The organism is Streptomyces sp. NBC_01428, from assembly GCF_036231965.1.
In the GTDB taxonomy this organism is placed as follows: domain Bacteria; phylum Actinomycetota; class Actinomycetes; order Streptomycetales; family Streptomycetaceae; genus Streptomyces.
This window is the reverse complement of the sequence record NZ_CP109499.1, coordinates 7499756-7522120: the sequence shown is the minus strand read 5'-3', so window position 1 is coordinate 7522120 and position 22365 is coordinate 7499756. Positions and strand designations below refer to the sequence as shown.

Genomic DNA, 22365 nt, shown 5'->3' with positions numbered 1-22365 from the left:
ACACCCGGCGGGGCGCCGGCGGTCAGGGTCCTCCGGGTACGGCCAGGCCGCAGGCGCGGCGGGCCCGGGAGAGCTGCTCCTCGGGTTCGCCGAACACGCTCCACGGCATGCGGCTGGCGTACGGCCCCATGGCCGTGAGGACCGCGCGCGCCTCGAACTCGCACTGCGCCATGAAGAGCGCGTGCGCCAGGTACGCCAGGTCGAGCACCGGCGTGAAGCGGTATCCGGACGCCTCCGGCAGCCAGTGCCGGTAGATCGCGAGTGCCGTCGAGCGCCACTGCGGCTGCTCCCAGGTGCGGTCGACCAGCAGTTGCGAGGGGTCGTAGCTCTCCACCAGGGCGACCAGGGGCAGCAGCCGCAGCGGCGAGGTGGCGGGGGCGCGCTGGCTCAGGAAGGCGGCGACGTCCCAGGCCGCGTTCACCGATCCGCCGTACCGCGTGAAGAAGAAGGCCAGAAACCGGTGGTGGCCCTCGCGGTGCCAGGGGTCGAGGCGCAGGATGTGCGAGAACAGCTGCCAGGGGCCGGGCGGCTGGGTGAGCAGTCCGTGCGGCGCGGCGTCACGCAGGTCGTGCAGCCGGGCCATGGACAGCCGGGCCACCCAGGGCGTCGGATCGGCGCGGTCCATGACGGCGGCCCGGTCGCAGGCGGTCAGCGCTATCCGCTCCAGCGCCTCGGCCCGGTCGTCCTTCGCGTCGGCCGCGCGCAGCGCCCGCAGGACGGCGACGCGGGCCCACAGGAGCGCGGACTCGGGCGACCCCTCCTCGGCCAGCCAGCGCTCGGCGAGGTCGGAGTCGGCCGCCTCGGAGGCGAGAACCAGGGAACGGTGGGCGCGGAGCGGGAAGTCCGCGCGGGTCTCGGTCAGCGCCTCGTGCGCGCTCAGATAACGGCCGGCCCGGACATCCATGCAGACGCTCGCGAGTCTGCGGTCGTCGGCCGCCGGATGCCACACGTACTGCCCCTCGAATAACCCCGCGGCCATCTTCCCCTGTCCATCCCCGTGCGACATCCCACCTTGCGCACCAGGCACCCTACTCAGCTTCCCGGAGAACCGGAACGCCGTATCCGAAATACCTGCTTCCGCATGGACCTGGACCTTTGGAGCGGGCGACGGGATTTCTTGAGGAAAGTTCAATCACTAGTTCAACACAACACCATTCAGCACCCATGGATCCGTCGCCCGCACTCCCTCGATAGAATGTTCCTCAGGAATATGCTCCGCTCCGGCCCCACCCCAGCTCGCCCCTTCCCCCTCCCCCTCCTCTCACCCCGGGATGCCCCATCGACGCCCTCGCCGCCCGGCTCCGCCGGCTGCCGCCCTCCTGCGGGCCCGTGCGCCTCATCGGCGTCGACGGCCACGCGGGCTCCGGAAAGACCACGTTCGCCGGGGAGTTGGCGGCGGCCCTCGGCGGCGCACCCGTCCTGCACCTCGACGACGTCGCCACCCACGAGGAACTCTTCGGCTGGACCGGGCGCCTGCTGAGCCAGGTGATCGAGCCGCTGCGGCGGGGCGAGAGCGGCCGGTACACCCCGTACGACTGGACGGCCCGGGAGTTCGGGCCGGTCCGTGAACTGCCCGCCGCGCCCGTGGTGATTCTGGAGGGCGTCGGAGCCGGGCGCCGGGCGGTGCGTCCGTGGCTCGCGCGGCTGCTGTGGATGGAGTTGCCGCACGACGAGGCCTGGGCGCGCGGGATGCGACGGGACGGTGCGGCGCAGAGCGAGTTCTGGGCCGGCTGGGTCCACGCGGAGCGCCGGCACTTCACGGAGGACCCCTCACGGCCCTTCGCGCAGCATGTGGTGCGGCAGAGTTCCGAGGGGTACGAGGTACTGCCGGGGCCTGCTGGGGCGCCCGGACAGGGCGGGTTCATCACGCACGGTGACGGACCATCCGCAGTGTGCTGAACTTGTGAAGAGCGGCGCCGGAGAAGTTCTCCCAGTGCCTCAACTCTCCTTGACCGAGGGGCCGTACAGGTCTTACGTTCTGAATGAGCGGCCTTCGGGAGCCGCCCCCGCAGTCGCGAAGCCCCCGGTTGTTCCCCCGTGATCGGGGGCTTCGTTCTGCCCACACCCCCCTTTTCCGGACGCCCTGCGCCGCGTTCCGCTCACCCAGGGTCACCATCCGTTGTGCGCCCCGTCTGCTCCCACCTCGTGGAACGGGCTGTGCGGCACCCTTCGGCACGCCCATGAACCGCAGGTACGATGCCTCTCGGTGCGACCTTCGGACGGCTGCCTTGCGCACCATTGCAACTCCCGTCCGCGGCACAGTCGTTCGACCAGAGATGCCGGCGGGCACCTGCCCGGCGGCAAGGGAGGTGTCCCGCATCCACGAGACACTTCCCGACCATCGGGGGCACGGTTTGTGGGGGACGTGATGGACTTCGGCACGCAGGGCCCCGAGGCCCCGGCCGACCTCGCCTGGCTGCGAGGTGTGGACGCCTACACGATGGGCGCCTACCCGCAGGCGGAGGAGGAGTTCCGCGCCGCGGTCCGGATGGACCCCGGTATGGCGGACGGCTGGCTCGGACTGCACGCGCTACGGGTGGACACGACGACCGCGCTGTTGCGGATGTTCCGGCACCGGGACCGCTTCGGCGAACAACGCGCCCGCCACCGGCGCACCATCAACTCCTGGTACTGGCTGGGCTGGTGGGTGCAGCCCGTGCTGGAGAGCCCGCGGGACCTGCTGCTCGCGCACGCCTCGCACTGGCTCGACGGACGCCATGTCCCGGAGCTGGACCGGGCGTTGGCCGGTCTGCCGCCGGTCGACGCGGACCACCAGGTGCGGTTCCTGCACGCGTGCCGCGCCTATCTGGTCAAGGACTGGGAGCAGTTGGTCCGGCACACCGACCCGCTGATCGACGATCCGATGCTCGGCATAGAGGCCGGCCTGTTCGGCGGCATGGCACGGGTCAGGCTGGAGATGTTCGGGCACGCCGAGCCGCTGCTGTCGTCGGCGCTGATGCGCTGCCGCAGCGAGCAGCCGCAGCGCAAGGAACTGCGCTACTGGCTGGCCCGCGCCCACGAGGGCACCGGCCGTTCCGCGGCGGCCCTCCCGCTGTACCGGGCGGTGCACCGGGTCGACCCGTCGTTCATGGACACCTCGGCCCGCCTCGCCGCCATCTCCGAGGGCGACGGGTACGACGACGCCGCGGCCGACCTCGCGGCGATCACCCTCGCCGGAGTGGGCCAGGACGTCCTGGAGGGCCCGGACGGCGTGGATCCGCTCTTCGGCTCCGAAGGGCGGGACCTGAAGCTCTCGGAGCCCGATCCGCCGTCGGGTGGCCTCCAGCCGGACACCGACGTCTTCCGGGAGAAGGCGATGGTGCCGGTGCAGCCGCTGCCGACCGGCCCGACCGACCCGGCCTTACTCGAGGAGGCGCTCGCCGAACTGGAACGCATGGTCGGCCTGGAGCCTGTGAAACGCCAGGTCAAGGCGCTGTCGGCGCAGTTGAACATGGCTCGGCTGCGCGCCGGGCAGGGCCTCCCGGTACAGCCGCCCAAACGTCACTTCGTCTTCTCCGGCCCCTCCGGAACCGGCAAGACCACGGTGGCCCGCATCCTCGGCCGGGTCTTCTACGCGCTCGGGCTGCTCGGCGGCGACCATCTGGTGGAGGCGCAGCGGGCCGACCTGGTCGGCGAGTACCTGGGCCAGACCGCCGTCAAGGCCAACGAGCTGATCGACTCGGCGATCGGCGGCGTCCTCTTCGTGGACGAGGCGTACTCCCTGTCCAACTCCGGCTACGGCAAGGGCGACGCGTACGGCGACGAGGCACTCCAGGTCCTGCTGAAGCGGGCCGAGGACAACCGCGACCATCTCGTCGTCATCCTGGCGGGCTATCCCGAGGGCATGGACCGCCTGCTGGCCGCCAACCCCGGCCTCTCCTCCCGCTTCACCAGCCGGGTGGACTTCCCCTCCTACCGTCCCCTCGAACTGACCTCGATAGGCGAGGTGCTGGCCGCCGAGAACGGCGACGTCTGGGACGAGGAGGCGCTCGACGAACTGCGCTCCATCGCCGGCCATGTCGTCGACCAGGGCTGGATCGACGAGCTGGGCAACGGCCGCTTCCTCCGCACGCTGTACGAGAAGAGCTGCGCCTATCGCGATCTGCGGCTGACCGGCTACACCTCCACGCCGTCCCGCGACGACCTCTCGACGCTGCGGCTGCCCGACCTCATGCAGGCCTACGGGGAAGTTCTGTCGGGCCGGGGCCCGCACGATCCCTCGGGGATGTGAGAAGGCCCCGGCCTCCGTCGGCCGTGCGATCGCCGGAGCGGTCGCACGGCCCGTGGAGAACCGGGGCCCACGCGCACGGTCAGCTCGCCAGCGCCTCCTCCGAAGCGGCCGGGGCCGGACTCTGACTCGGGCGGACCTCCGTGACCCGCACCGGGGTGACGTCGCGGTGCGCCGGGTCACGCACCTCGCCGACGAGCAGCTCCAGCACGTCCTCCAGCGCCACCAGGCCGAGGACCTTGCCGGCCGCGTCGGCGACCTGGGCGAGGTGGGTGGCGGCACGCCGCATCACGGTGAGGGCGTCGTCCAGCGGGAGTTCGGCCCGCAGCGTGGTCATCGGGCGCCACATCTGCTGCGGGACCGCGCGCTCGGACTCCTCCAGGTCGAGGACGTCCTTCACATGGAGGTAGCAGCCCATGAAGGCGCCGTTCTCCGCGACCACGGGGAACCGGGAGTAGCCCGTGCGCGCGGTGAGCGCCACGACCTGGCCCGGCGTCACCGAGGGGTCCACGGTGATCAGCGAGTCGCTGCCGAGCAGGACGTCGGTGACCGGGCGGGAGCCCAGTTCCAGCGCGTCCTCCAGCCGCTCCTGCTCCTCGGGGTCGAGCAGGCCGGCCTGCCCCGAGTCCTCCACCAGGCGGTTGAGCTGCTCGCTGGTGAAGACCGCCTCGACCTCGTCCCGGGGCTCCACCCCGAACAGCTTGAGGATGAGCCGGGCGCAGGCACCGAGGGCAAGGGTGACCGGCCGGCACAGGCGGGCGAAGGCGACGAGACCGGGGCTGAGCCACAGAGCCGTCTTCTCCGGCGCCGCCATCGCGAGGTTCTTCGGGACCATCTCGCCGATCACGAGGTGGAAGAAGACGACGAGGGCGAGCGCGATCACGTAGCCGAGGGGGTGGATCACCCCGTCGGGCAGGTGGACGGCCTCGAAGAGGGGTTCCAGCAGATGGGCGACCGTCGGTTCGGCGACCGCGCCGAGCGTCAGCGAACAGACGGTGATGCCGAACTGGGCCGCCGCCATCATCTGCGGAAGCCGCTCCAGGCCGTACAGGACCTGCCGGGAGCGGGTGGTGCCCAGTGGCTCGATCTGGCTGCGCCGCACCGAGACGAGGGCGAACTCGGCACCGACGAAGAAGCCGTTGGCGAGGACCAGCAGACCGGCGAGAAGAAGTTGGAGCACGCTCATCGGACGGCCTCCGGGGCGAGCGCGGTCCGCACCAGGCGGACCCGTTCGGCGCGGTAGTGGCCGACCTGCCGGACCGACAGACGCCAGCCGGGGAGTTCGGCCTTGTCGCCGGGTGCCGGGATCCTGCCGAGAAGGTCGGCGACGAGGCCCGCCACGGTCTCGTACGGTCCCTCGGGCACGTCCAGGCCTATGCGCTGCAGGACGTCCACCCGGCAGCTGCCGTCGGCGTCCCAGGCGGGCCTGCCGTCCTCCGGCGGGGCGGCGGCGAGCTCGGGCGGTTCGCCGAGCACGTCGTCGTGCTCGTCACGGACCTCGCCGACGAGTTCCTCGACGATGTCCTCCAGGGTGACCACCCCGGCGGTGCCGCCGTACTCGTCGACGACCACGGCGATCGGCTGCTCGCTGCGCAACTGCTCCAGGAGCGGCTGCACGGGCAGCGTCTCCGGGACGAGCAGCGGAGCCTGCGCGATCCGGCCGACGGGGGTGCGCAGCCGGTCGTGGGAGGGGATCGCGAGGGCGTCCTTGAGGTGCACCATGCCCACGATCTCGTCGATCCGCTCCCGGTAGACCGGGAAGCGGGAGAGGCCGGTGGCACGGGTGAGGTTGACCACGTCCTCGGCGGTCGCCGAGGACTGCAGGGCGCTGACCCGGACGCGCGGCGTCATGACGTGCTGCGCGGTGAGATCGGCGAGGGACATGGTGCGGACGAAGAGGTCCGCGGTGTCCTGTTCCAGGGCGCCGGCCTGGGCCGAGTGACGAGCCAGGGAGACGAGTTCGCCGGGGGTGCGGGCGGAGGCCAGTTCCTCGGCGGGTTCGACACCGAGGGCCCGGACGAGCCGGTTGGCGACCGTGTTGAGCGCGGCGATCACCGGCCGGAACAGGCGGGAGAAGACGTGCTGCGGGCCGGCCACGAACCGGGCGACCTGGAGCGGCTTGGAGACCGCCCAGTTCTTCGGCACGAGTTCACCGATCACCATCTGCACGGCGGAGGCCAGCAGCATGCCGACCACCACGGCGATGCCGGGCACCGCCCCTTCGGGCAGGCCGATCGCGGTGAACGGGCCGTGCAGCAGCCGGGCGAGCGCCGGTTCGGCGAGCATGCCGACGACGAGGGAGGTGATGGTGATGCCGAGCTGTGTTCCGGAGAGCTGGAACGAGAGCTCCTTGAGCGACTCGACGACCGTGGCGGCGCGCTTGTCGCCGTCGGCCGCGGCCTTCTCGGCCTCGGGGCGCTCGACGGTCACGAGACCGAACTCGGCGGCCACGAAGAATCCGTTGGCGAGAATCAGCAGGAACGCCGCGCCAAGGAGCAACAGGGGGATGGTCATGCCGCCGCCTCGCTATGTCGACAGGGGGCGGCGCAGGTACTACAGGACGATCCGTCCATCGCTGGAGGGAGTCACTCCTCGGGTAGCAGGGAGCCTCTGAGGGCGGGGGCCACATCGGAGGCGGAGGCGCGATGAAACGCCTCCGCCACCAGATTAATCAAGACATGGGCCCTCAGGGCAGGGTGGAAGGGCGAGAGTCAGCCCTGATGTTCGTCACGTCGCCCGCCCGGTTCACGGACGGAGCGGGCTTCGACGAGGGCACGCAGGGTCCGCGCGTCCTCGATGGCACGCCGTCTGGCGATGCCCGGCTGGATGCCGAGCACCGGCAGGCTGGTGCCGTCACTGAGGTCGAGGAACACCCACGGGTCGCCGGGGCGCAGGTTGACCCGCAGGATCTCCGCCCAGTCCAGGCGGCGCCGGCCCGCGATGTTGACCACGGTGACGCCGGTCTCGTCGGCGACGACCTTGGGCCGCGAGAGCAGCAGCAGGACGCCGAAGAGCAGGGCGGCGGTGAGGATGAAGCTGAGCCGCTCCCCCGGTCCGAGCTGCTCCAGGAGCATCGCGACCGTGGTGATGACCACCAGGATCGCGGCGCCCGCGCCGAGCAGCACGGCGCGGGTGCGGGCCGGGCGGAAGGTGACCGGAAGGGCGGGAAGGTCCGACATGTCCAGGGGTCCCGTCAGAGCCGGCAGGCGTGGATGGCCGTGGTCAGGATGGCCCGCGCGCCGACGGCGTACAGGTCGTCCATGATCCGCTGGGCCTCCTTGGAGGGGACCATGGCGCGGACGGCGACCCAGCCCTCGTTGTGCAGCGGGGAGATGGTCGGCGACTCCAGACCCGGGGTGAGGGCGATGGCCTTCTCCAGGTGCTCGGCGCGGCAGTCGTAGTCCATCATCACGTACGTCCGTGCGACGAGGACGCCCTGGAGCCGGCGCAGGAACTGCTGGACCTTGGGCTCGGCGTCCTCGGTGAGGTCGGCCCCGACACGGCGGATGACGACGGCCTCGGACTTCATGATGGGGTCGCCGAACACCTCCAGGCCCGCGTTGCGCAGCGAGGTGCCGGTCTCGACGACATCCGCGATGACCTCGGCGACACCGAGTTCGATGGCCGTCTCGACGGCGCCGTCGAGGTGCACGACGGAGGCGTCGATGCCGCTGTCGGCGAGGTACTTGGCGACGATGCCCTCGTAGGAGGTGGCGACCGTCTTGCCGTTCAGGTCGGCGACGCCGCTCGCGGTGCCGGGCTTGGAGGCGAAGCGGAAGGTGGAGCGGGCGAAGCCGAGCGGGAGGATCTCCTCCGCGCTGGCCCCGGAGTCGATCAGCAGGTCGCGGCCGGTGACGCCGATGTCGAGGCGGCCGGAGGAGACGTAGATCGCGATGTCGCGGGGGCGGAGGTAGAAGAACTCGACCTCGTTGACCGGGTCGACGATCCGCAGTTCCTTGGACTCGCGCCGCTGCTGGTAGCCGGCCTCATGCAGCATGTCCGCCGCAGGTCCTGAGAGGGAACCCTTGTTGGGGACGGCGATGCGCAGCATGAGGTCGGCTTCCTTTGCGTGAGGTGGTGCGGGGCTGGGGGCGGGACGGGTGGACGGGCACTGCGGGGCGATACGGGGGTCGGCCCCTACAGATGCGCGTACACGTCGTCGAGGGAGATCCCGCGCGCGACCATCATCACCTGGACGTGGTAGAGCAGCTGCGAGATCTCCTCGGCGGCGGCGTCCTTGCCCTCGTACTCGGCGGCCATCCAGACCTCTGCGGCCTCTTCGACGACCTTCTTGCCGATGGCATGGACGCCCTTGCCGACCAGCTCGGCGGTGCGCGAAGTGGCGGGGTCGCCGGTGGCGGCCTTCTGCTGGAGCTCGGTGAACAGCTCCTCGAACGTCTTCTTGGACATGGTGGTCCTCAGCCTACGCGGTCGCCGCCGTACCTCAGCGCCAGGGTTCGGATACTGAGCGCAGGGTGGCCGCGGTCGCGACGGCGGCGGTGACCGCCTCGTGCCCCTTGTCCTCGTTGGAGCCCTCCAGACCGGCGCGGTCCAGTGCCTGCTCCTCGGTGTCGCAGGTCAGGACGCCGAAGCCGATGGGGACTCCGGTGTCGATGGAGACCTGCGTGAGGCCCTGGGTGACGCCCTGGCACACGTACTCGAAGTGGGGGGTTCCGCCGCGGATGACGACGCCGAGCGCGACGATCGCGTCGTAGCCGCGGCCCGCGAGGACCTTGGCGACGACCGGCAGCTCGAAGCTGCCGGGGACCCGCAGCAGGGTCGGCTCGTCGATCCCCAGCTCGTGCAGGGCGCGCAGGGCGCCGTCGACGAGTCCGTCCATCACCTTGTCGTGCCACTGCGCCGCGATGACCGCGACCCGCAGGTCGCCGCAGTTGCGTACGGACAGTTCAGGTGCACCCTTGCCGCTCACGTCTCTCCTCAGTCCCACTGTGCTGCGTTGCCGATAGTGCTGGTGTGTTGCCGGTGGTGCCGTGGTGCCCGGTCGGGCGGTGTCACTGGCTCCCGCAGGCGGACACGGTCGCCGCGTCCAGCCAGGGCAGGTCGTGTCCCATCCGGTCCCGCTTGGTGCGCAGGTAGCGCAGGTTGTGCTCGCCGGCCTGGACGGGCATCGGCTCGCGGGCGGAGACCCGCAGGCCGTGTCCGACGAGCGCGTCGGTCTTGTCGGGGTTGTTGGTCATCAGGCGCAGGCTGCGCACGCCGAGGTTTTCCAGGATCTGCGCGCTCGCCCCGTAGTCCCGGGCGTCGGCGGGCAGGCCCAGTTCCAGGTTGGCGTCCAGGGTGTCCCGGCCGCGCTCCTGGAGTTCGTAGGCGCGGAGCTTGGAGAGCAGTCCGATGCCGCGCCCCTCGTGGCCGCGCAGGTAGACGACGATGCCGCGGCCCTCGGCCTGGATGCGCTCCATGGACGTCTGGAGCTGGGGGCCGCAGTCGCAGCGCTGCGAGTGGAAGACGTCGCCGGTGAGGCACTCGGAGTGGACGCGGACCAGGACGTCCTCGCCGTCGCCGATCTCACCGTGCACGAGGGCGACGTGCTCGACGCCGTCGGCGGTGGAGCGGTAGCCGTACGCGGTGAACTCGCCGAATGCCGTGGGCAGGTGGACCTCGGCCTCGCGGCGGACGGAGGGCGCCGCGAGCGGCGCCCCGTGGGCGGCGGACGGCGTGCTCTCGGCGGCACGGCGGTAGGCGATCAGGTCCTCGATGGAGATGATCGTCAGGCCGTGCTTGCGGGCGAAGGGGATCAGCTCGGGCAGCCGGAGCATCCGGCCGTCCTCGCCGGCGATCTCGACGATCGCCCCGGCCGGGCGCAGTCCGGCGAGCCGGGCCAGGTCGACGGCCGCCTCGGTGTGGCCGTTGCGGGCCAGGACGCCGCCGGGCCGTGCGCGCAGCGGGAAGATGTGGCCGGGGCGCACGAAGTCGTCGGCTGCGGACGTACCGTCCGCGAGGAGCCGCAGGGTGGCGGCGCGGTCGGACGCGGAGATCCCGGTGGTCACGCCGTGCGCGGCGGAGGCGTCCACCGACACCGTGAACGCCGTCTTCATGGACTCGGTGTTGTCGTCGACCATCTGCGGCAGCCGCAGCCGGTCGAGTTCGTCACCCTCCATGGGGGCGCAGATCAGCCCGCGGCACTCGCTCATCATGAAGGCGACGATCTCGGGGGTGGCCTTCTCGGCGGCGATGACGAGGTCGCCCTCGTTCTCCCGGTCCTCGTCGTCGACGACCACGACGGGGCGGCCCGCGGCGATGTCGGCGACGGCCTGCTCGACGGGGTCGAGCGCGAAGTCCGAGGCGTCTTGATCGTGCCCGGTGCTGTACCAAACCGGCGTCGTTGTCATGCCGGGGCTCCTTCCAGGACGGGCTGCCCGGCCTTGCGGGAACGCAGCCACCAGTCGCGCAGGCCCCAGAGGACGAGCGCGCCGTACAGGACGTAGACGAAACCGGAGAAGGCGAATCCGTTGGCGAAGTTCAGCGGGACGCCCACCAGGTCGACGAGCAGCCAGGCGATCCAGAACTCGACCATGCCGCGGGCCTGGGCGTACATGGCGACGATCGTGCCGACGAAGATGTAGGCGTCGGGCCAGGGGTCCCAGGACAGCGACGGGTACGCGGTGAAGAGACCCGCGACGGCGACGGTGCCGAGTCCGGCGGCGGCGGCCATCACGGCGCGCTCCCGCCAGGTGGCGAACCGTACGGCGACGGATCCGTCGCGCTCCTTGCCGCGGTTCCACTGCCACCAGCCGTACACCGCGACGACCATCACGACGACCTGCTTGCCGGCGCTGCCGGAGAGGTGGGCGGTGGCGAAGGCGGCGAAGAGGATGACGCCGGAGACGAACTGGGCGGGCCAGCTCCACAGGGAGCGGCGCCAGCCGAGCGCGAGGGCGAGCAGGCCGATCACGTTGCCGATCATGTCCGACCACTTGATGTGCTGGTCGAGCAGGACGAAGGCCTCGGAGTTGAGCCAGTTCACTGTCCGGCCCCCTGGACGCCGGGCAGACCGGCGGGCTGCTCGCCGCGTGCGCCGAGCAGCCGCTCGACGTACTTGGCGATGACGTCGACCTCGAGGTTGACCGGGTCGCCGGGCTGCTTGTGGCCGAGCGTGGTCAGGTCGAGGGTGGTGGGGATGAGGCTGACGGTGAAGAAGTCCGGGCCCGCGTCCACGACGGTCAGGCTGATGCCGTCGACCGTGATGGAGCCCTTCTCGACCACGTAGCGCGAGAGGTCCGCGGGCAGCGAGACCTTCACGATCTCCCAGTTCTCGGACGGCTTGCGTTCGAGAACGGTGCCGGTGCCGTCCACGTGGCCCTGCACGATGTGGCCGCCGAGGCGGTCGCCCACGGCCATGGGCCGTTCGAGGTTGACGCGCGAGCCGACGGCGAGGGCGCCGAGGCTGGAACGGCTGAGGGTTTCCGCCATGACGTCGGCGGTGAACTCGTCGCCCTCGTGCTCGACGACGGTGAGACAGACGCCGTTGACGGCGATGGAGTCCCCGTGCTGTGCGCCCTGCGTGACGACGGGGCCACGCAGACGGAAACGCGAGGCGTCGTCGAGGGTCTCGACGGCGGTGACTTCACCCAGCTCTTCGACGATTCCGGTGAACACTTCCCGGGTCCTCCTGCCTCATGGGGCACGGACTCCGGGGCCTGTCGATGACGACAGAACGAACGGACGACGGCACATCGGAAGCGACGCCGAAAGGGACACTCGTCCCGCGGGACGAACGACTACAAACGGCAGCGCGCACGAAGGCCCGCCCGCCGCGCACTGCCTCCCATCCGGACTTTAACCGTCGGTCCAGGAATTTCACCTGGTCAACCGGCCGCTGGAAGCGACCGGGTCGCGGACTGTAACCGCCGGTTCGGAATTTCACCGACCCCGGAGTGCGCTGCTTCTGGTACACGGCCAGTGTGCCACGCCCGCTCGGCGACCATGCGGGCGATCCTCTGTGGGGTGGCTCACAGCAGGCCGCCATGGACTTCTGCTCGACCGTTTCTCCGGTCGGCCTCCGGTCAACGCCCGCCGGGGCGACGGACCTTGGACGCATAGCGCGCAGTCACGGTATTGGTCCATACCTATTGACGCTATGGTCTAGTCCTCTTAGTGTCCTCGACCAAGACTGCGTGATCAACCAGCGCCGGTCCCCCACGATCGACCCGGCGGCGGTGACGAAGGCCCTTGCCCCGCCGCCGGGTCTCCCCAACCGGCACGGTGGGCTCGGGCGCGACCGCCCCTTCCCACCACTCCTGGCCGCACCTCCCCCGCTGCCGCGGTCCGGCCTCTGGGAGGCTGACGGCGTGACGACCAGCCCCGCCGACGAGTTCGAGGTCCACCGCCCCCGGCTGTTCGGGCTCGCCTACCGCCTGCTCGGGTCCGCAGCCGACGCGGAGGACGCCGTGCAGGACGCCTATCTGCGCTTCAGCGAGGCCGACCGGCCGGGGATCGCCCGGCCGGGTGCCTGGCTCGCCAAGGTCGTCACCAATCTCTGTCTCAACCGGCTCACCTCCGCCCGTGCCCGACGGGAGCGGTACCCGGGATCCTGGCTGCCGGAGCCGGTGGTCACCGCGGACGGCACGCTCGGGCCGCTGGAGTCGGCGGAGCAGCGGGACGCCGTGTCGCTGGCCCTGCTGGTCCTCCTGGAACGGCTCACCCCCACCGAACGGGCCGTCTACGTCCTGCGTGAGGCGTTCGCGTACGGCCACCGGGAGATCGCGGGGGTCCTGGAGCTGAGCGAGACCAACTGCCGCCAGCTGTACCGGCGGGCGGTCCAGCGGATCGCCGCGCCCGAGGCCCGCTTCCAGCCGCCTCCGGATCAGCAGGCGAAGCTCGTCGCCTCGTTCCTCACCGCCGCCCGTGAGGGCGACCTCGCGGGTCTGGAGCGGCTGTTCGCCGCCGAGGTCGTCTGGTGGTCCGACGGCGGCGGCAAGGTCTCCGCCGCGCGGCGGCCCGTCGAGGGACGCGACAAGGTGCTGCGTCTCCTGGCGGGTCTCCTCGGCCGGTCCGCGGCGGACGGCGTCCGGCTGTCGGTCGTCGAGGTCAACGGCGGCGCCGGTCTGGTCGCGCGCGGCCCCGGAGGCGCGGACGAAGGCTCCCCGGCCGGCTCCGCGGCCGGCCCACTCATCGGGGTGGTGGCGTTCGAGATGCGCGACGGCGTGTTCACGGGGGTGCGGGCGGTCCTGAACCCCGACAAACTGGAGTTCGTGGGGCGCCAGCTGGCAACGGTCCGGGACGGCTCCTGAGCGCTGCGGCCCTCACCGCCACCGTCACCGTCCTGACGCCCGGGCGTGTCGGTCGGCGCGACGGGTGCTCGTGGGCCGGTGCCCGGAGACGACCGGGGACGGCTCGGTGTCACATTCGGGCGGGCTGTCCGGTCTCAACTGACGAGGAGGCTCCGCACCGGAGCGTCCCGCGTCGAAAGGGGCTGAACGGCATGACCACGATCCTGGTGACCGGCGGGACCGGAACCCTGGGCCGGCACGTCTGCGAGCGGCTGCGGGCGGACGGCCACGCGGTGCGGGTGCTCAGCCGGCACACGCAGCCGTACGCCGTCGATCTGCGGGAGGGAGGCGGCGCGCTGGACGCCGCCGTCTCCGGGGTGGACGCGATCGTGCACTGCGCGTCGAGCCCGCGGGGCGGCGACGAACGGGCGGCCGGGCATCTCGTCGCGGCGGCGCGACGGGCCGCCGTCCCTCATCTGCTCTACATCTCGATCGTCGGCGTCGACGCCGTGCCGATGGGTTACTACAAGGCCAAGCTGGCGGTCGAGCGGCAGATCGAGGAGTCGGGGCTCGGGTGGACGATCCTGCGCGCCACGCAGTTCCACGAGCTGGTCGACCAGGTCCTCACCGGACTCGCCAAGCCGCCGCTGCTGTTCCTTCCGGCCGGCGCGTCCGACCAGCCGATCGAGGTCACCGAGGTCGCCGACCGGCTGGCGGAACTGGCGGCCGGAGCGCCCGCCGGGCGTGTCGCGGACCTGGGCGGGCCCGAGGTGCGGACGTTCCCTTCGCTGGCCGCCGCCCACCTCCGCGCCACTGGAAAACGGCGTCCCGTCATCGACGTACGCCTCTGGGGCGGCGCCTACCGCGCCTTCCGGGACGGCCACCACCTCACCCCGGAACACGCCGTGGGCAAGGGAACGTTCGAGGACTACCTGAAGGTGCGGTACCCGACGGCCCGGTGAACCCGGAGGTCCGGGAGGGGCCTACCGCCCCGGAGGCGGTGCGAACAGTTCGTCCTGGGCGCCGTCGCGGGCGGTCAGCAGGGCGCCCCGCAGCACCGCGCGGCCGCCCAGCGTGCTCGCGCGCACCTCCGTCGGCAGCGGCGACATCCGGACGAGCCGCCGCTCGACCCGCTCGGCGAGAACGGTCCCGCCGGCCTGGCCGACCTCGCCGCCGAGGACCACGCAGCCGGGGTCCAGGACGGCGATGACGGAGGCGGCGCCGATGGCGAGGCGGTCGGCGAGCGCGTCGAGGAAGGCCGTCGCCTCCGGGGAGTCGGGACCGGCGGCCACCGCCCGGCGTACGAGCGCGGCGGCGTGCGGTTCGTGGCCTTCCGGCTCCGCCGCGACGCCGAGTTCCGCGGCGAGGGCCGCGACCGCCACGGCACCGGCGAGGGAGTGGAAGCCGCCCTCGCAGTCGGTCGCCGAGGGGAGGGTGGTGGTTCCCGGGACGGGCAGGAAGCCGATCTCGCCGGTGCCTCCGGAGGCACCGCGGCGCAGGGCGCCGTCGAGGACGACGGCGGCGCCGGTGCCGTGGCCGAGCCAGAGCAGGACGAAGGTGTCGCGGTCGCGCGCGACACCGTCGCGCTGTTCGGCGAGGGCGGCGAGGTTGGTCTCGTTCTCGACGAGGACGCGGGCCTCGGGCAGCCGTTCCTGGAGGGCGGCGACCAGGCTGCGATGCCATGCGGGCAGGCCCGAGGAGTCCCGGAGTTCGCCGGTGGCGGGGTCGATCAGTCCGGGCGCGCCGACGCCGACGGTGTGCAACCGGCCCCAGCCCCGGACGAGTTCGGGCGGGGGCGCGGCGCCGAGCGCTCCCGCCTCCTTTGCCGCCCGTTCGACCAGCGCGACCGCCTGTTCCACCGCCGGACCGGTGCCCGTGTCGCCGCCGATGGGCACGGACGCCTCGGCCAGGACGTCGCCGAGCAGGTCGGAGACGACCACGGAGACGCCCTCGGTGCGGATGTCCAGCGCGGCCAGGTGCGCGCGGTCCGCGACGATCCCGTACACCCGGGCGTTCGGGCCGCGCCGCTGCTCCCCCGACTCCCCGACGACCGTGATGAGACCGGAGTCCGTGAGGCGTTCGACGAGGTCGGCGACGGTGGGCCGGGACAGTCCGGTGAGTTGTTTCAGCCGGCTTGCCGTCAAAGGGCCTTCCTGCTGCAGAAGGCGCAGGGCGAGCCGGTCGTTGATGGCCCGGGCGGTGCTCGGGGATGCGGGCATGCCGGGAATCCTCCCAGATCGGCGGGACCGCCCCGGACGGGGCGGCGAACAATCGTCTATCTATCAGGCAGGGTTCCTGATAGTTTACGGCGGCAGAGCGGAGAAGTGCGAGCCGGGGAGGGGCCCGAACATGAGTGAAGTGCTGTACGACCGGCGCACGGTGAAGCGCGCGCGGTACGCCGTGGCGGCCGTGTTCGCCGTGCACGGAGCCGTCACCGGATCGTTCGCGACCCGGGTGCCGTGGATCCAGGACCATGCCTCCGTCAGCGCGGGGCAGCTGGGCTTCGCCCTCGCCTTCACGGCCCTCGGCGCCTCCTGCTCGATGCCGCTGGCCGGGCGGATCACCCATCACTTCGGGAGCAGGACGGCGCTGCGCGGCCTGCTGGCCCTGTGGACACTGGCGCTGATCCTCCCGTCCGTCGCGCCGAACCTGCTCACCCTGTGCGTCGCGATGTTCGTGTACGGCGCGACGGCGGGCATGGCGGACGTCGCCATGAACGCGCTGGGGGTCGAGGTCGAACAACGGCTCGACAAGTCGATCATGTCGGGGCTGCACGGCATGTGGAGCGCCGGTGCCCTGGTCGGCTCGGCGGCCGGCACGCTCGCCGCCCATCTGGGCTCGGACGCGCGGGTGCATCACGCGGTGGCGGCGGCGACCCTCACGGTCCTCGGGCTGATCGCCTGCCACTGGGTGCTCGACCTGAAGCCCACCGAGGACGAGGAGCCGCCCCCGCGGTTCGCGCTGCCGCCGCGGTCGGCGCTGCTGATCGGCGCGGTCGGCTTCTGCGCGGTGTTCGCGGAGGGCGCGAGCCTGGACTGGTCGGCGGTCTACCTGCGCGACCAGATGGGCAGTTCGGCCGGTCTCGCGGCCGCGACGACCACCGGTTTCATGCTGACGATGGCGGTGGCCCGGCTGGTCGGCGACACCGTGGTGAACCGCCTCGGCGCGGTACGGACCGTGCGGGCCGGCGGTGTCCTCGCCGCGCTGGGCGGCGTACTGCTCGTCGTGGCGGACAGTCCGGCGCCGGCGATGGGCGGCTTCGCGCTGCTCGGTCTCGGCATCGCGGTCGTCGTCCCCCTCTGCTTCGCGGCGGCCGGACACAGCGGCCCCAACCCGAGCCAGGCGATCGCGGGTGTCGCGACCATCACGTACACCTCGGGGCTCGTCGCGCCGAGTCTGATCGGCTCGGTGGCGCAGGCGACGAGCCTGGTCGTGTCGTTCACGCTGGTCACCGTGCTGGTCTGCGGGCTCACCGTGCTGGCCGGCGTGCTGCGCGCGGGCGACCGCGACCGCCCGAAGGTCAGTCCGCCGAGCGCAGCAGTCCCCGGCCCGCGCTCCTGAAGGACTCGCTCCACGCCGTGGGGCGCAGCGTCGTCGCGTCCAGCCGGACGAGGACACGGGTGCCGTGGGCGTAGGTCACGGCGCCGTCGTCCGAGCAGAAGCGGAAGCCGTACGTGAGTCCGGTGGTACCGAGTCGTTCCAGCCACAGGTGGACGGCGTACGCCCCGGGGCGACCGACCGGGGCGTCGTAGGTGATCCGCAGTTCCTTGACCGCGTTGCAGGCGTCGCCCGCCGCCTCCCAGTCGCCGTCGAAGCCGAAGCCGAGCTCGCTCCAGAGCGCGGTCCAGGCGCGCTCGACCATGACCGGGTAGCGGGCGTTGTGCAGCAGGCCGAGCGCGTCGAGGTCGTCGAAGTGCACGGCGACGGGCAGCAGCCGGCCGTGGGTGAGTACGGGTGCGGCGGGGGCTTCGGCGGTCACGGGCGGGACTCTCCTGAGGGTGCTGTCGTGCGGCGTTCGGGCGGGACGGCCGGGTGCGGACGCCGCACGGACCGGGTCCGGTCCGGACCCCTCCGTGCGGCATCCTCTGGCCGAAAACGTGTCCCATCCTAAGCAAACGCTCAGAGGTCCCCCCGGTGCGGGATCAGCCGGCGATCGAGTCGAGCTGTTCGGCGGCCGGGCGCAGGGCCCAGAGGTCGCCTCCGGGCGGGGTTTCGAGCCGTGGGACGGCCGCACGCGCCGCCCGGTCCCCCGCGTCGGCCGCCGCGTGTACGACGTCGCTCGCCGCGAAGCGGTGGAACTCCAGCTCGGGATGCGGCCACGGCTCGGCGCCGGTCGCCGCGGGCAGCAGGTAGTCCACGGCCTTGAACAGGCTCTGCCCGTCCGGCCCCCGGTACGACCAGAGGTCCACGCCGACGTGCCGGCCGATGGCCGCGAGCCGGGTGTAGGCCACGAGGTCGAAGGTCGAGTAGTGCCAGCTGCGGGTGCGGGCGAGTTCCTGGGGCTGGCTGCCGTCGGCGGCGATCTGCGGGGCGATCCGCAGGGTCCGGGCGGCGAGGACGGTCCGCCGGGCGAGGCCGGTGTCGCCGGTGGCGTACGCGAGGGCGGCGAGCTGCATGTCGTAGAAGGTGCCGTGGTTGTTCTGCGCGGCGCCCTCCTCCTTGCCGAAGGCGCCGTCCGCCAGCCAGTCGCGGAAGCCGGTGTTCCAGTCGAGCATCGCCGCGCGGTCGCGCCGGGACCAGCCGGGCGCCCCGGTGTCGAGCAGGGCGATCGCGTCGAGGACACTGGTGTAGGACTGCGAGAAGTCGATGATGCCGATGGCGCGGCCGTCGTACTTGCAGGGGATGAACTGGCCGTGGTCCAGGTTCGGGTTCATCCGGGTCGCCGGGTCGAGGAACCAGGTGCGCAGGACCTCGGAGGCCTTCTCGGCGTACTGCCGTCGTCCGGTGTAGTACCAGGCGAGCGCGAGGTCGTACGTGGAGTCGAAGACCTTCTCGACGTCCTGGCGGTCGGTTCCGGTGTCGACCTCGGGGTTCCGCTGCCCGTCGCGCTGGACGTAGGGGCAGCCCCACGGGTTGTCGGCGGTGGCGGGCTGCGAGGGCCACCAATAGGGCGCCTGGCTCAGGTAGTCGTGGACGTCGCCGCCGGGCGCGGGCTTCGGCTTGTCGACCACCGTCCAGGGCCCCTGGTCCAGCCAGGTGTCGGCGCGGGTGGTCAAGTCCCGCAGCGAACGGCCGAGTCGGCGGTCGCCGTGGTCGAGGCGGATCCGGGTCAGCTGAAGGCGGTGACCGTCGAGGACGGCGGTTCTCGGCACGGGCGGCACCGCGTGGGCGGACACCGAGGGCGCCTCGGACGCCGAGGGTGCCGCGGACGCCGTGGGGACGACGACGGACGCGAGCGCGACGGCGGCGGCCGCGAGCAGGCCCAGTCGGGAACGTGCACTCACAGAACACTCCGATCAGACATATGAACGACGTTCATGAGTAGGACCGTGTGAGCGTAGGGCCGCTGGTTACCCCTGACAATGGTCCGGACAGATTCACGTACAGAGAAAGCGAACCCTCACCATGGACCTCGGCGTGCGCTGGAAACTGCACGGCGACGGGCGGACTCCCGCCCCCGGAGCGGTCGTCCGCCCCGATGAACGCCTCTCCTGGCCCCGCACGTTGGGGCTCGGCGCCCAGCACGTGGTGGCCATGTTCGGGGCGTCGTTCGTGGCACCCGTCCTGATGGGACTCGACCCGAACCTCGCGATCATGATGTCCGGCGTGGCGACGGTCATCTTCCTGCTCGCCACCCGCGGCCGGGTGCCCAGCTACCTGGGCTGCTCGCTCTCCTTCGTGGGCGTCGCCGCCGTGATCCGCGCGCAGGGCGGCACCAGCGCGACGGTGACCGGTGCGGTCTTCGTGGTCGGGGTCGCGCTGTTCCTGGTGGGACTCGCCGTGCAGCGCTTCGGAGCGCGGATCATCCACGCCGCGATGCCGCCGATCGTGACCGGCGCGGTGGTCATGCTGATCGGTTTCAACCTGGCGCCGGTGACCGCGTCCACCTACTGGCCGCAGGACCAGTGGACGGCCCTGCTCACCATGCTGGTCACCGGCGCGGCCGTGGTGTGCCTGCGCGGCTTCTGGTCACGTGTCGCGATCTTCCTCGGCCTCGTCTTCGGCTACGTGATCTCCTGGGTCTTCGACCGGATCTTCGGCCGCATCCACTCGATGGACGCGAGCGGCAAGGTCACCGACCACTGGCGCCTCGACCTCTCCGCCGTCGGGAACGCCGACTGGGTCGGGCTCCCGACGTTCCACGGGCCCACGTTCCAGTGGTCGGCGATCCTCGTGGCCCTCCCGGTCGTCATCGCGCTCGTCGCGGAGAACGCCGGACACGTCAAGGCCGTCGGCGAGATGACCGGCGACCCGCTGGACGACAAGCTGGGGACCGCCATCTCCGCGGACGGCGTCGCGTCGATGCTCTCCACCGCGGTCGGCGGACCGCCCAACACCACGTACTCCGAGAACATCGGCGTGATGGCCGCGACCCGCGTCTACTCCACCGCCGCCTACTGGGCCGCCGCCGGCTTCGCCCTGCTCTTCGGCCTCTGCCCCAAGTTCGGCGCGGTGGTGGCGGCGATCCCGGGCGGTGTCCTCGGCGGCATCACCGTCATCCTGTACGGAATGATCGGCCTGCTCGGCGCGCAGATCTGGCTCAACGCCCGGGTGGACCTGCGCAATCCGCTGAACCTGGTGCCGGCCGCCGCGGGCATCATCATCGGGATCGGCGGCGTGAGCCTGAAGTTCAGCGACAACTTCTCGCTGAACGGGATCGCCCTCGGCACCATCGTCGTCATCACCGGCTACCACGCGCTACGGGCGATGGCCCCGGCCCACCTCAAGGGGCAGGAGCCGCTCCTCGACTCGGGGACGTCCTCGTACGACGAGCCCGGCGATCAGCGCGCCAGCTCATAGGCGTACTCCGGCGAGAAGGTGCCCGGTGAGCCCTTGCAGCCGTCCGACTCGCCGGGCAGCTTCACCCAGAGATAGGCGTCGATCCCGGCCACCCCGGTGGCGAGGGTCGGCGCCTGTCCGATGCTGCGGCCCGACGGGTCGCACCACTCCCCGTCGGCCGGGGCGCCGTTGCCGTTGCGGCTGGTGTCGATGACGGCGCCGAGCCCGGGCGGTCCGCCGAGCGCGGACAGCACGCTGCGGGCGTAGGCGGTCTCGTCGCTCGTCCGGTTGAAGTTGGACACGTTGGTGAAGACACCGTCGGAGGAGGCCGCCGACGCGGCTCCCGCCTGCCGGAGCAGTTCAGCCTGGCGGGCCGCCGGGTTCCAGTCGGAGTGACCGGCGTCGTAATAGACCCGGGCGCGGGGGTCGGCCGCCTTCAGGACCCGGCCCGCGCGGGCGAGGGAGGCGAAACGGCCGTCCCGCTGGTCCGCGGTGAGGCAGTCGGTCTGGGCGATCGAGTCGGGCTCCAGGACGACGACGACCTCGCCGGAGCCGAGGCCCGCCGCGAAGTCGTCGATCCAGGCGTCGTACGCGGCGAGGTCGGGCGCCCCGCCCTCCGAGGCGCCGCCGCAGTCGCGCTGCGGCACGGCGTACGGCACGACCACCGGGACCCGGCCCTCCGCGGCGGCGGCCGACGTCACCGCCCTGACCCGCGCGGTGACGGTGGACGGCGTGAAGTCCGCGAACCACACCGCGGCCGGCCGGTCCGCGATCCGGGACTCGATCACCTCGCGCCGCGCGTCACCGGGATGAGCGTCGACCCACTCCTGGACCTGCGAGTCGGGATGGCCGTAGAGGCGCGCCGGAGCGGCCGCCGCCCGTGTCCTGCCCGCGCGCGCCGACGGGCTCGGGGTGGACTTCCTCACCGAGGCCGACGGGGACGGGGTCGCCCGGCTCGGGGACGACGTCGGCACGGCGGGCAACGGGCGGAAGCTGGGCCCCCCGCTCGGCAGCGGCCTCGCCTCGTCGGAGGCGCGGCCCTCACCCAGCGCGGCCACCATCCCCGTCACCGTCGCGATCGCCACCACGGCCGAGGCCGCCGCGACCATGAACCCCCGTCCGGCGGACCGCCTGCGCTCCGCCCTGCGCTCGGACAGCCGCTGGGCACGTAAGCCTGGCACGTCCTGTTCCCCCCACGGCGCCCCGGACGCGTTCCCCCGTTCTGGGGAAGCCTCCGGCCCGGTGGCACCGCGGCCACCCTAGGACTGGGACGCTGCCCCCATGGCCCAGTCGGCACACCTCACCACTCCCGTAGACGCGGTCGTCGCGCGGATGCGGAACCTGGACGCGACGCTGCCGGAGCGGGACGGTGTCCGGGTCTTCAACCGTGTCTACCTCACCGTCACCGAGGAGTTCGACCGGCGCCTGGACTCCGGGTTCTTCCCGGACCGCCGGGCGGCGACCGTCCTGGACGTGCGGTTCGCGGAACGCTATCTGGCGGTGGCCGAGGAGGGCCGGGCACCCGCCTGCTGGCGCCCGTTGCTCCAGTTCCGGCGCCATCCGGGAGTACGTCCGCTGCAGTTCGCGGTCGCGGGCATCAACGCGCACATCGGGCACGACCTCGCGCTCGCCCTCGTGGACACCTGCCGTACGCTCGGCTGCGAACCGGCCGATCTGGAGGACGAGTTCGACCGGGTGGGAGACCTTCTCGCCTCGCTGGAGGAACACATCCGCGAGGATCTGATGCCGGGCCCCGACCTGCTCCAGATCGCCGACCCGCTCACCCATCTGCTCGGCTCCTGGAGCCTGGAGCGGGCCCGCGACGCGACCTGGTCCGCGGCCCGGACCCTGTGGGCGCTGCGCGGACTGCCCGATCTGGCCGAGGAGTTCGCCGAGCGCCTCGACGCCGTGGTCGGCCTGGCCGGGCGGATGCTGCTCACTCCGCTGCCGGACTGATCCGGCCACACC

21 protein-coding genes and 1 riboswitch are annotated in these 22365 nt (G+C 72.0%); of the genes, 7 read left to right on the top strand and 14 right to left on the bottom strand.

Annotated features, from left to right (window positions below):
• Positions 1–22: 22 nt before the first annotated feature.
• Positions 23–979: a hypothetical protein gene (locus OG406_RS32665; RefSeq protein WP_179165488.1), complete on the bottom strand. Its 957-nt coding sequence runs from the start codon at positions 977–979 to the stop codon at positions 23–25.
• Positions 980–1329: 350 nt separating this feature from the next.
• Between OG406_RS32665 and OG406_RS32660 the strand changes: the two genes are divergently transcribed.
• On the top strand, positions 1330–1899 hold the full coding sequence (locus OG406_RS32660) for a uridine kinase family protein (protein ID WP_267050240.1): 570 nt from the start codon (positions 1330–1332) through the stop codon (positions 1897–1899).
• Positions 1900–2368: 469 nt separating this feature from the next.
• Positions 2369–4231, top strand: coding sequence for an AAA family ATPase (locus OG406_RS32655; RefSeq protein WP_081223293.1), 1863 nt, complete (start codon positions 2369–2371; stop codon positions 4229–4231).
• 79 nt (positions 4232–4310) lie between these two features.
• On the opposite strand, the gene OG406_RS32650 is transcribed toward OG406_RS32655, so the two are convergent.
• The 9 genes from OG406_RS32650 to OG406_RS32610 form a co-directional block, all read right to left on the bottom strand.
• The gene (locus OG406_RS32650; protein WP_329189159.1) at positions 4311–5414 is read right to left on the bottom strand and encodes a hemolysin family protein; all 1104 of its coding nucleotides are present in this window, start codon (positions 5412–5414) and stop codon (positions 4311–4313) included.
• Positions 5411–6742 carry a hemolysin family protein gene (locus OG406_RS32645; RefSeq protein WP_081223295.1) on the bottom strand — a complete coding sequence of 444 codons (1332 nt, stop codon included), beginning with the start codon at positions 6740–6742 and terminating at the stop codon, positions 5411–5413. The genes OG406_RS32650 and OG406_RS32645 overlap by 4 nt, the downstream gene beginning before the upstream one ends.
• Before the next feature lie 197 nt (positions 6743–6939).
• The gene (locus tag OG406_RS32640) at positions 6940–7407 is read right to left on the bottom strand and encodes a PH domain-containing protein (protein WP_164370015.1); all 468 of its coding nucleotides are present in this window, start codon (positions 7405–7407) and stop codon (positions 6940–6942) included.
• A 14-nt stretch (positions 7408–7421) separates the two neighbouring features.
• Positions 7422–8279, bottom strand: coding sequence for an ATP phosphoribosyltransferase (gene hisG / locus OG406_RS32635; RefSeq protein ID WP_081223297.1), 858 nt, complete (start codon positions 8277–8279; stop codon positions 7422–7424).
• Between the two features lie 86 nt (positions 8280–8365).
• Entirely contained in the window at positions 8366–8638 is a 273-nt protein-coding gene (locus OG406_RS32630; protein ID WP_081223298.1) for a phosphoribosyl-ATP diphosphatase, read from the bottom strand.
• Between the two features lie 34 nt (positions 8639–8672).
• Positions 8673–9158, bottom strand: a complete 486-nt coding sequence (gene ribH / locus OG406_RS32625; protein WP_081223299.1) for a 6,7-dimethyl-8-ribityllumazine synthase — start codon at positions 9156–9158, stop codon at positions 8673–8675.
• Positions 9159–9240: 82 nt separating this feature from the next.
• Positions 9241–10578, bottom strand: a complete 1338-nt coding sequence (locus tag OG406_RS32620; protein WP_329189154.1) for a bifunctional 3,4-dihydroxy-2-butanone-4-phosphate synthase/GTP cyclohydrolase II — start codon at positions 10576–10578, stop codon at positions 9241–9243.
• Positions 10575–11213, bottom strand: coding sequence for a nicotinamide mononucleotide transporter family protein (locus OG406_RS32615; RefSeq protein WP_164370013.1), 639 nt, complete (start codon positions 11211–11213; stop codon positions 10575–10577). The genes OG406_RS32620 and OG406_RS32615 overlap by 4 nt, the downstream gene beginning before the upstream one ends.
• Entirely contained in the window at positions 11210–11845 is a 636-nt protein-coding gene (locus OG406_RS32610) for a riboflavin synthase (RefSeq protein WP_329189152.1), read from the bottom strand. The genes OG406_RS32615 and OG406_RS32610 overlap by 4 nt, the downstream gene beginning before the upstream one ends.
• Before the next feature lie 155 nt (positions 11846–12000).
• A riboswitch (FMN riboswitch) is annotated at positions 12001–12131 on the bottom strand.
• 406 nt (positions 12132–12537) lie between these two features.
• On the opposite strand from OG406_RS32610, the gene sigJ reads away from it, so the two are divergent.
• Together sigJ and OG406_RS32600 are read left to right on the top strand one after the other, a co-directional pair.
• Positions 12538–13479: an RNA polymerase sigma factor SigJ gene (gene sigJ, locus OG406_RS32605; RefSeq protein ID WP_329189150.1), complete on the top strand. Its 942-nt coding sequence runs from the start codon at positions 12538–12540 to the stop codon at positions 13477–13479.
• Between the two features lie 191 nt (positions 13480–13670).
• Complete coding sequence (locus OG406_RS32600) at positions 13671–14420, top strand: SDR family oxidoreductase (RefSeq protein WP_329189148.1); 750 nt, start codon at positions 13671–13673, stop codon at positions 14418–14420.
• A gap of 21 nt (positions 14421–14441) precedes the next feature.
• On the opposite strand, the gene OG406_RS32595 is transcribed toward OG406_RS32600, so the two are convergent.
• Positions 14442–15677: an ROK family transcriptional regulator gene (locus tag OG406_RS32595; protein ID WP_266612041.1), complete on the bottom strand. Its 1236-nt coding sequence runs from the start codon at positions 15675–15677 to the stop codon at positions 14442–14444.
• 130 nt (positions 15678–15807) lie between these two features.
• On the opposite strand from OG406_RS32595, the gene OG406_RS32590 reads away from it, so the two are divergent.
• Positions 15808–17019: an MFS transporter gene (locus OG406_RS32590; RefSeq protein ID WP_329189146.1), complete on the top strand. Its 1212-nt coding sequence runs from the start codon at positions 15808–15810 to the stop codon at positions 17017–17019.
• Here the strand turns inward: OG406_RS32590 and OG406_RS32585 are convergent.
• Positions 16979–17437, bottom strand: coding sequence for an acyl-CoA thioesterase (locus OG406_RS32585; protein ID WP_329189144.1), 459 nt, complete (start codon positions 17435–17437; stop codon positions 16979–16981). The genes OG406_RS32590 and OG406_RS32585 overlap by 41 nt on opposite strands.
• A gap of 163 nt (positions 17438–17600) precedes the next feature.
• Entirely contained in the window at positions 17601–18902 is a 1302-nt protein-coding gene (locus tag OG406_RS32580) for an alginate lyase family protein (RefSeq protein ID WP_329189142.1), read from the bottom strand.
• Positions 18903–19023: 121 nt separating this feature from the next.
• Here OG406_RS32580 and OG406_RS32575 point away from each other — a divergent pair, with 121 nt between their 5' ends.
• On the top strand, positions 19024–20418 hold the full coding sequence (locus tag OG406_RS32575; RefSeq protein WP_164370006.1) for a uracil-xanthine permease family protein: 1395 nt from the start codon (positions 19024–19026) through the stop codon (positions 20416–20418).
• On the opposite strand, the gene OG406_RS32570 is transcribed toward OG406_RS32575, so the two are convergent.
• Positions 20400–21506, bottom strand: coding sequence for a glycoside hydrolase family 6 protein (locus OG406_RS32570; protein WP_267051578.1), 1107 nt, complete (start codon positions 21504–21506; stop codon positions 20400–20402). The two genes, OG406_RS32575 and OG406_RS32570, sit on opposite strands and share 19 nt — an antisense overlap.
• 172 nt (positions 21507–21678) lie before the next feature.
• Between OG406_RS32570 and OG406_RS32565 the strand changes: the two genes are divergently transcribed.
• Entirely contained in the window at positions 21679–22353 is a 675-nt protein-coding gene (locus OG406_RS32565; RefSeq protein ID WP_267050246.1) for a DUF5995 family protein, read from the top strand.
• The last annotated feature ends 12 nt before the right edge of the window (positions 22354–22365 follow it).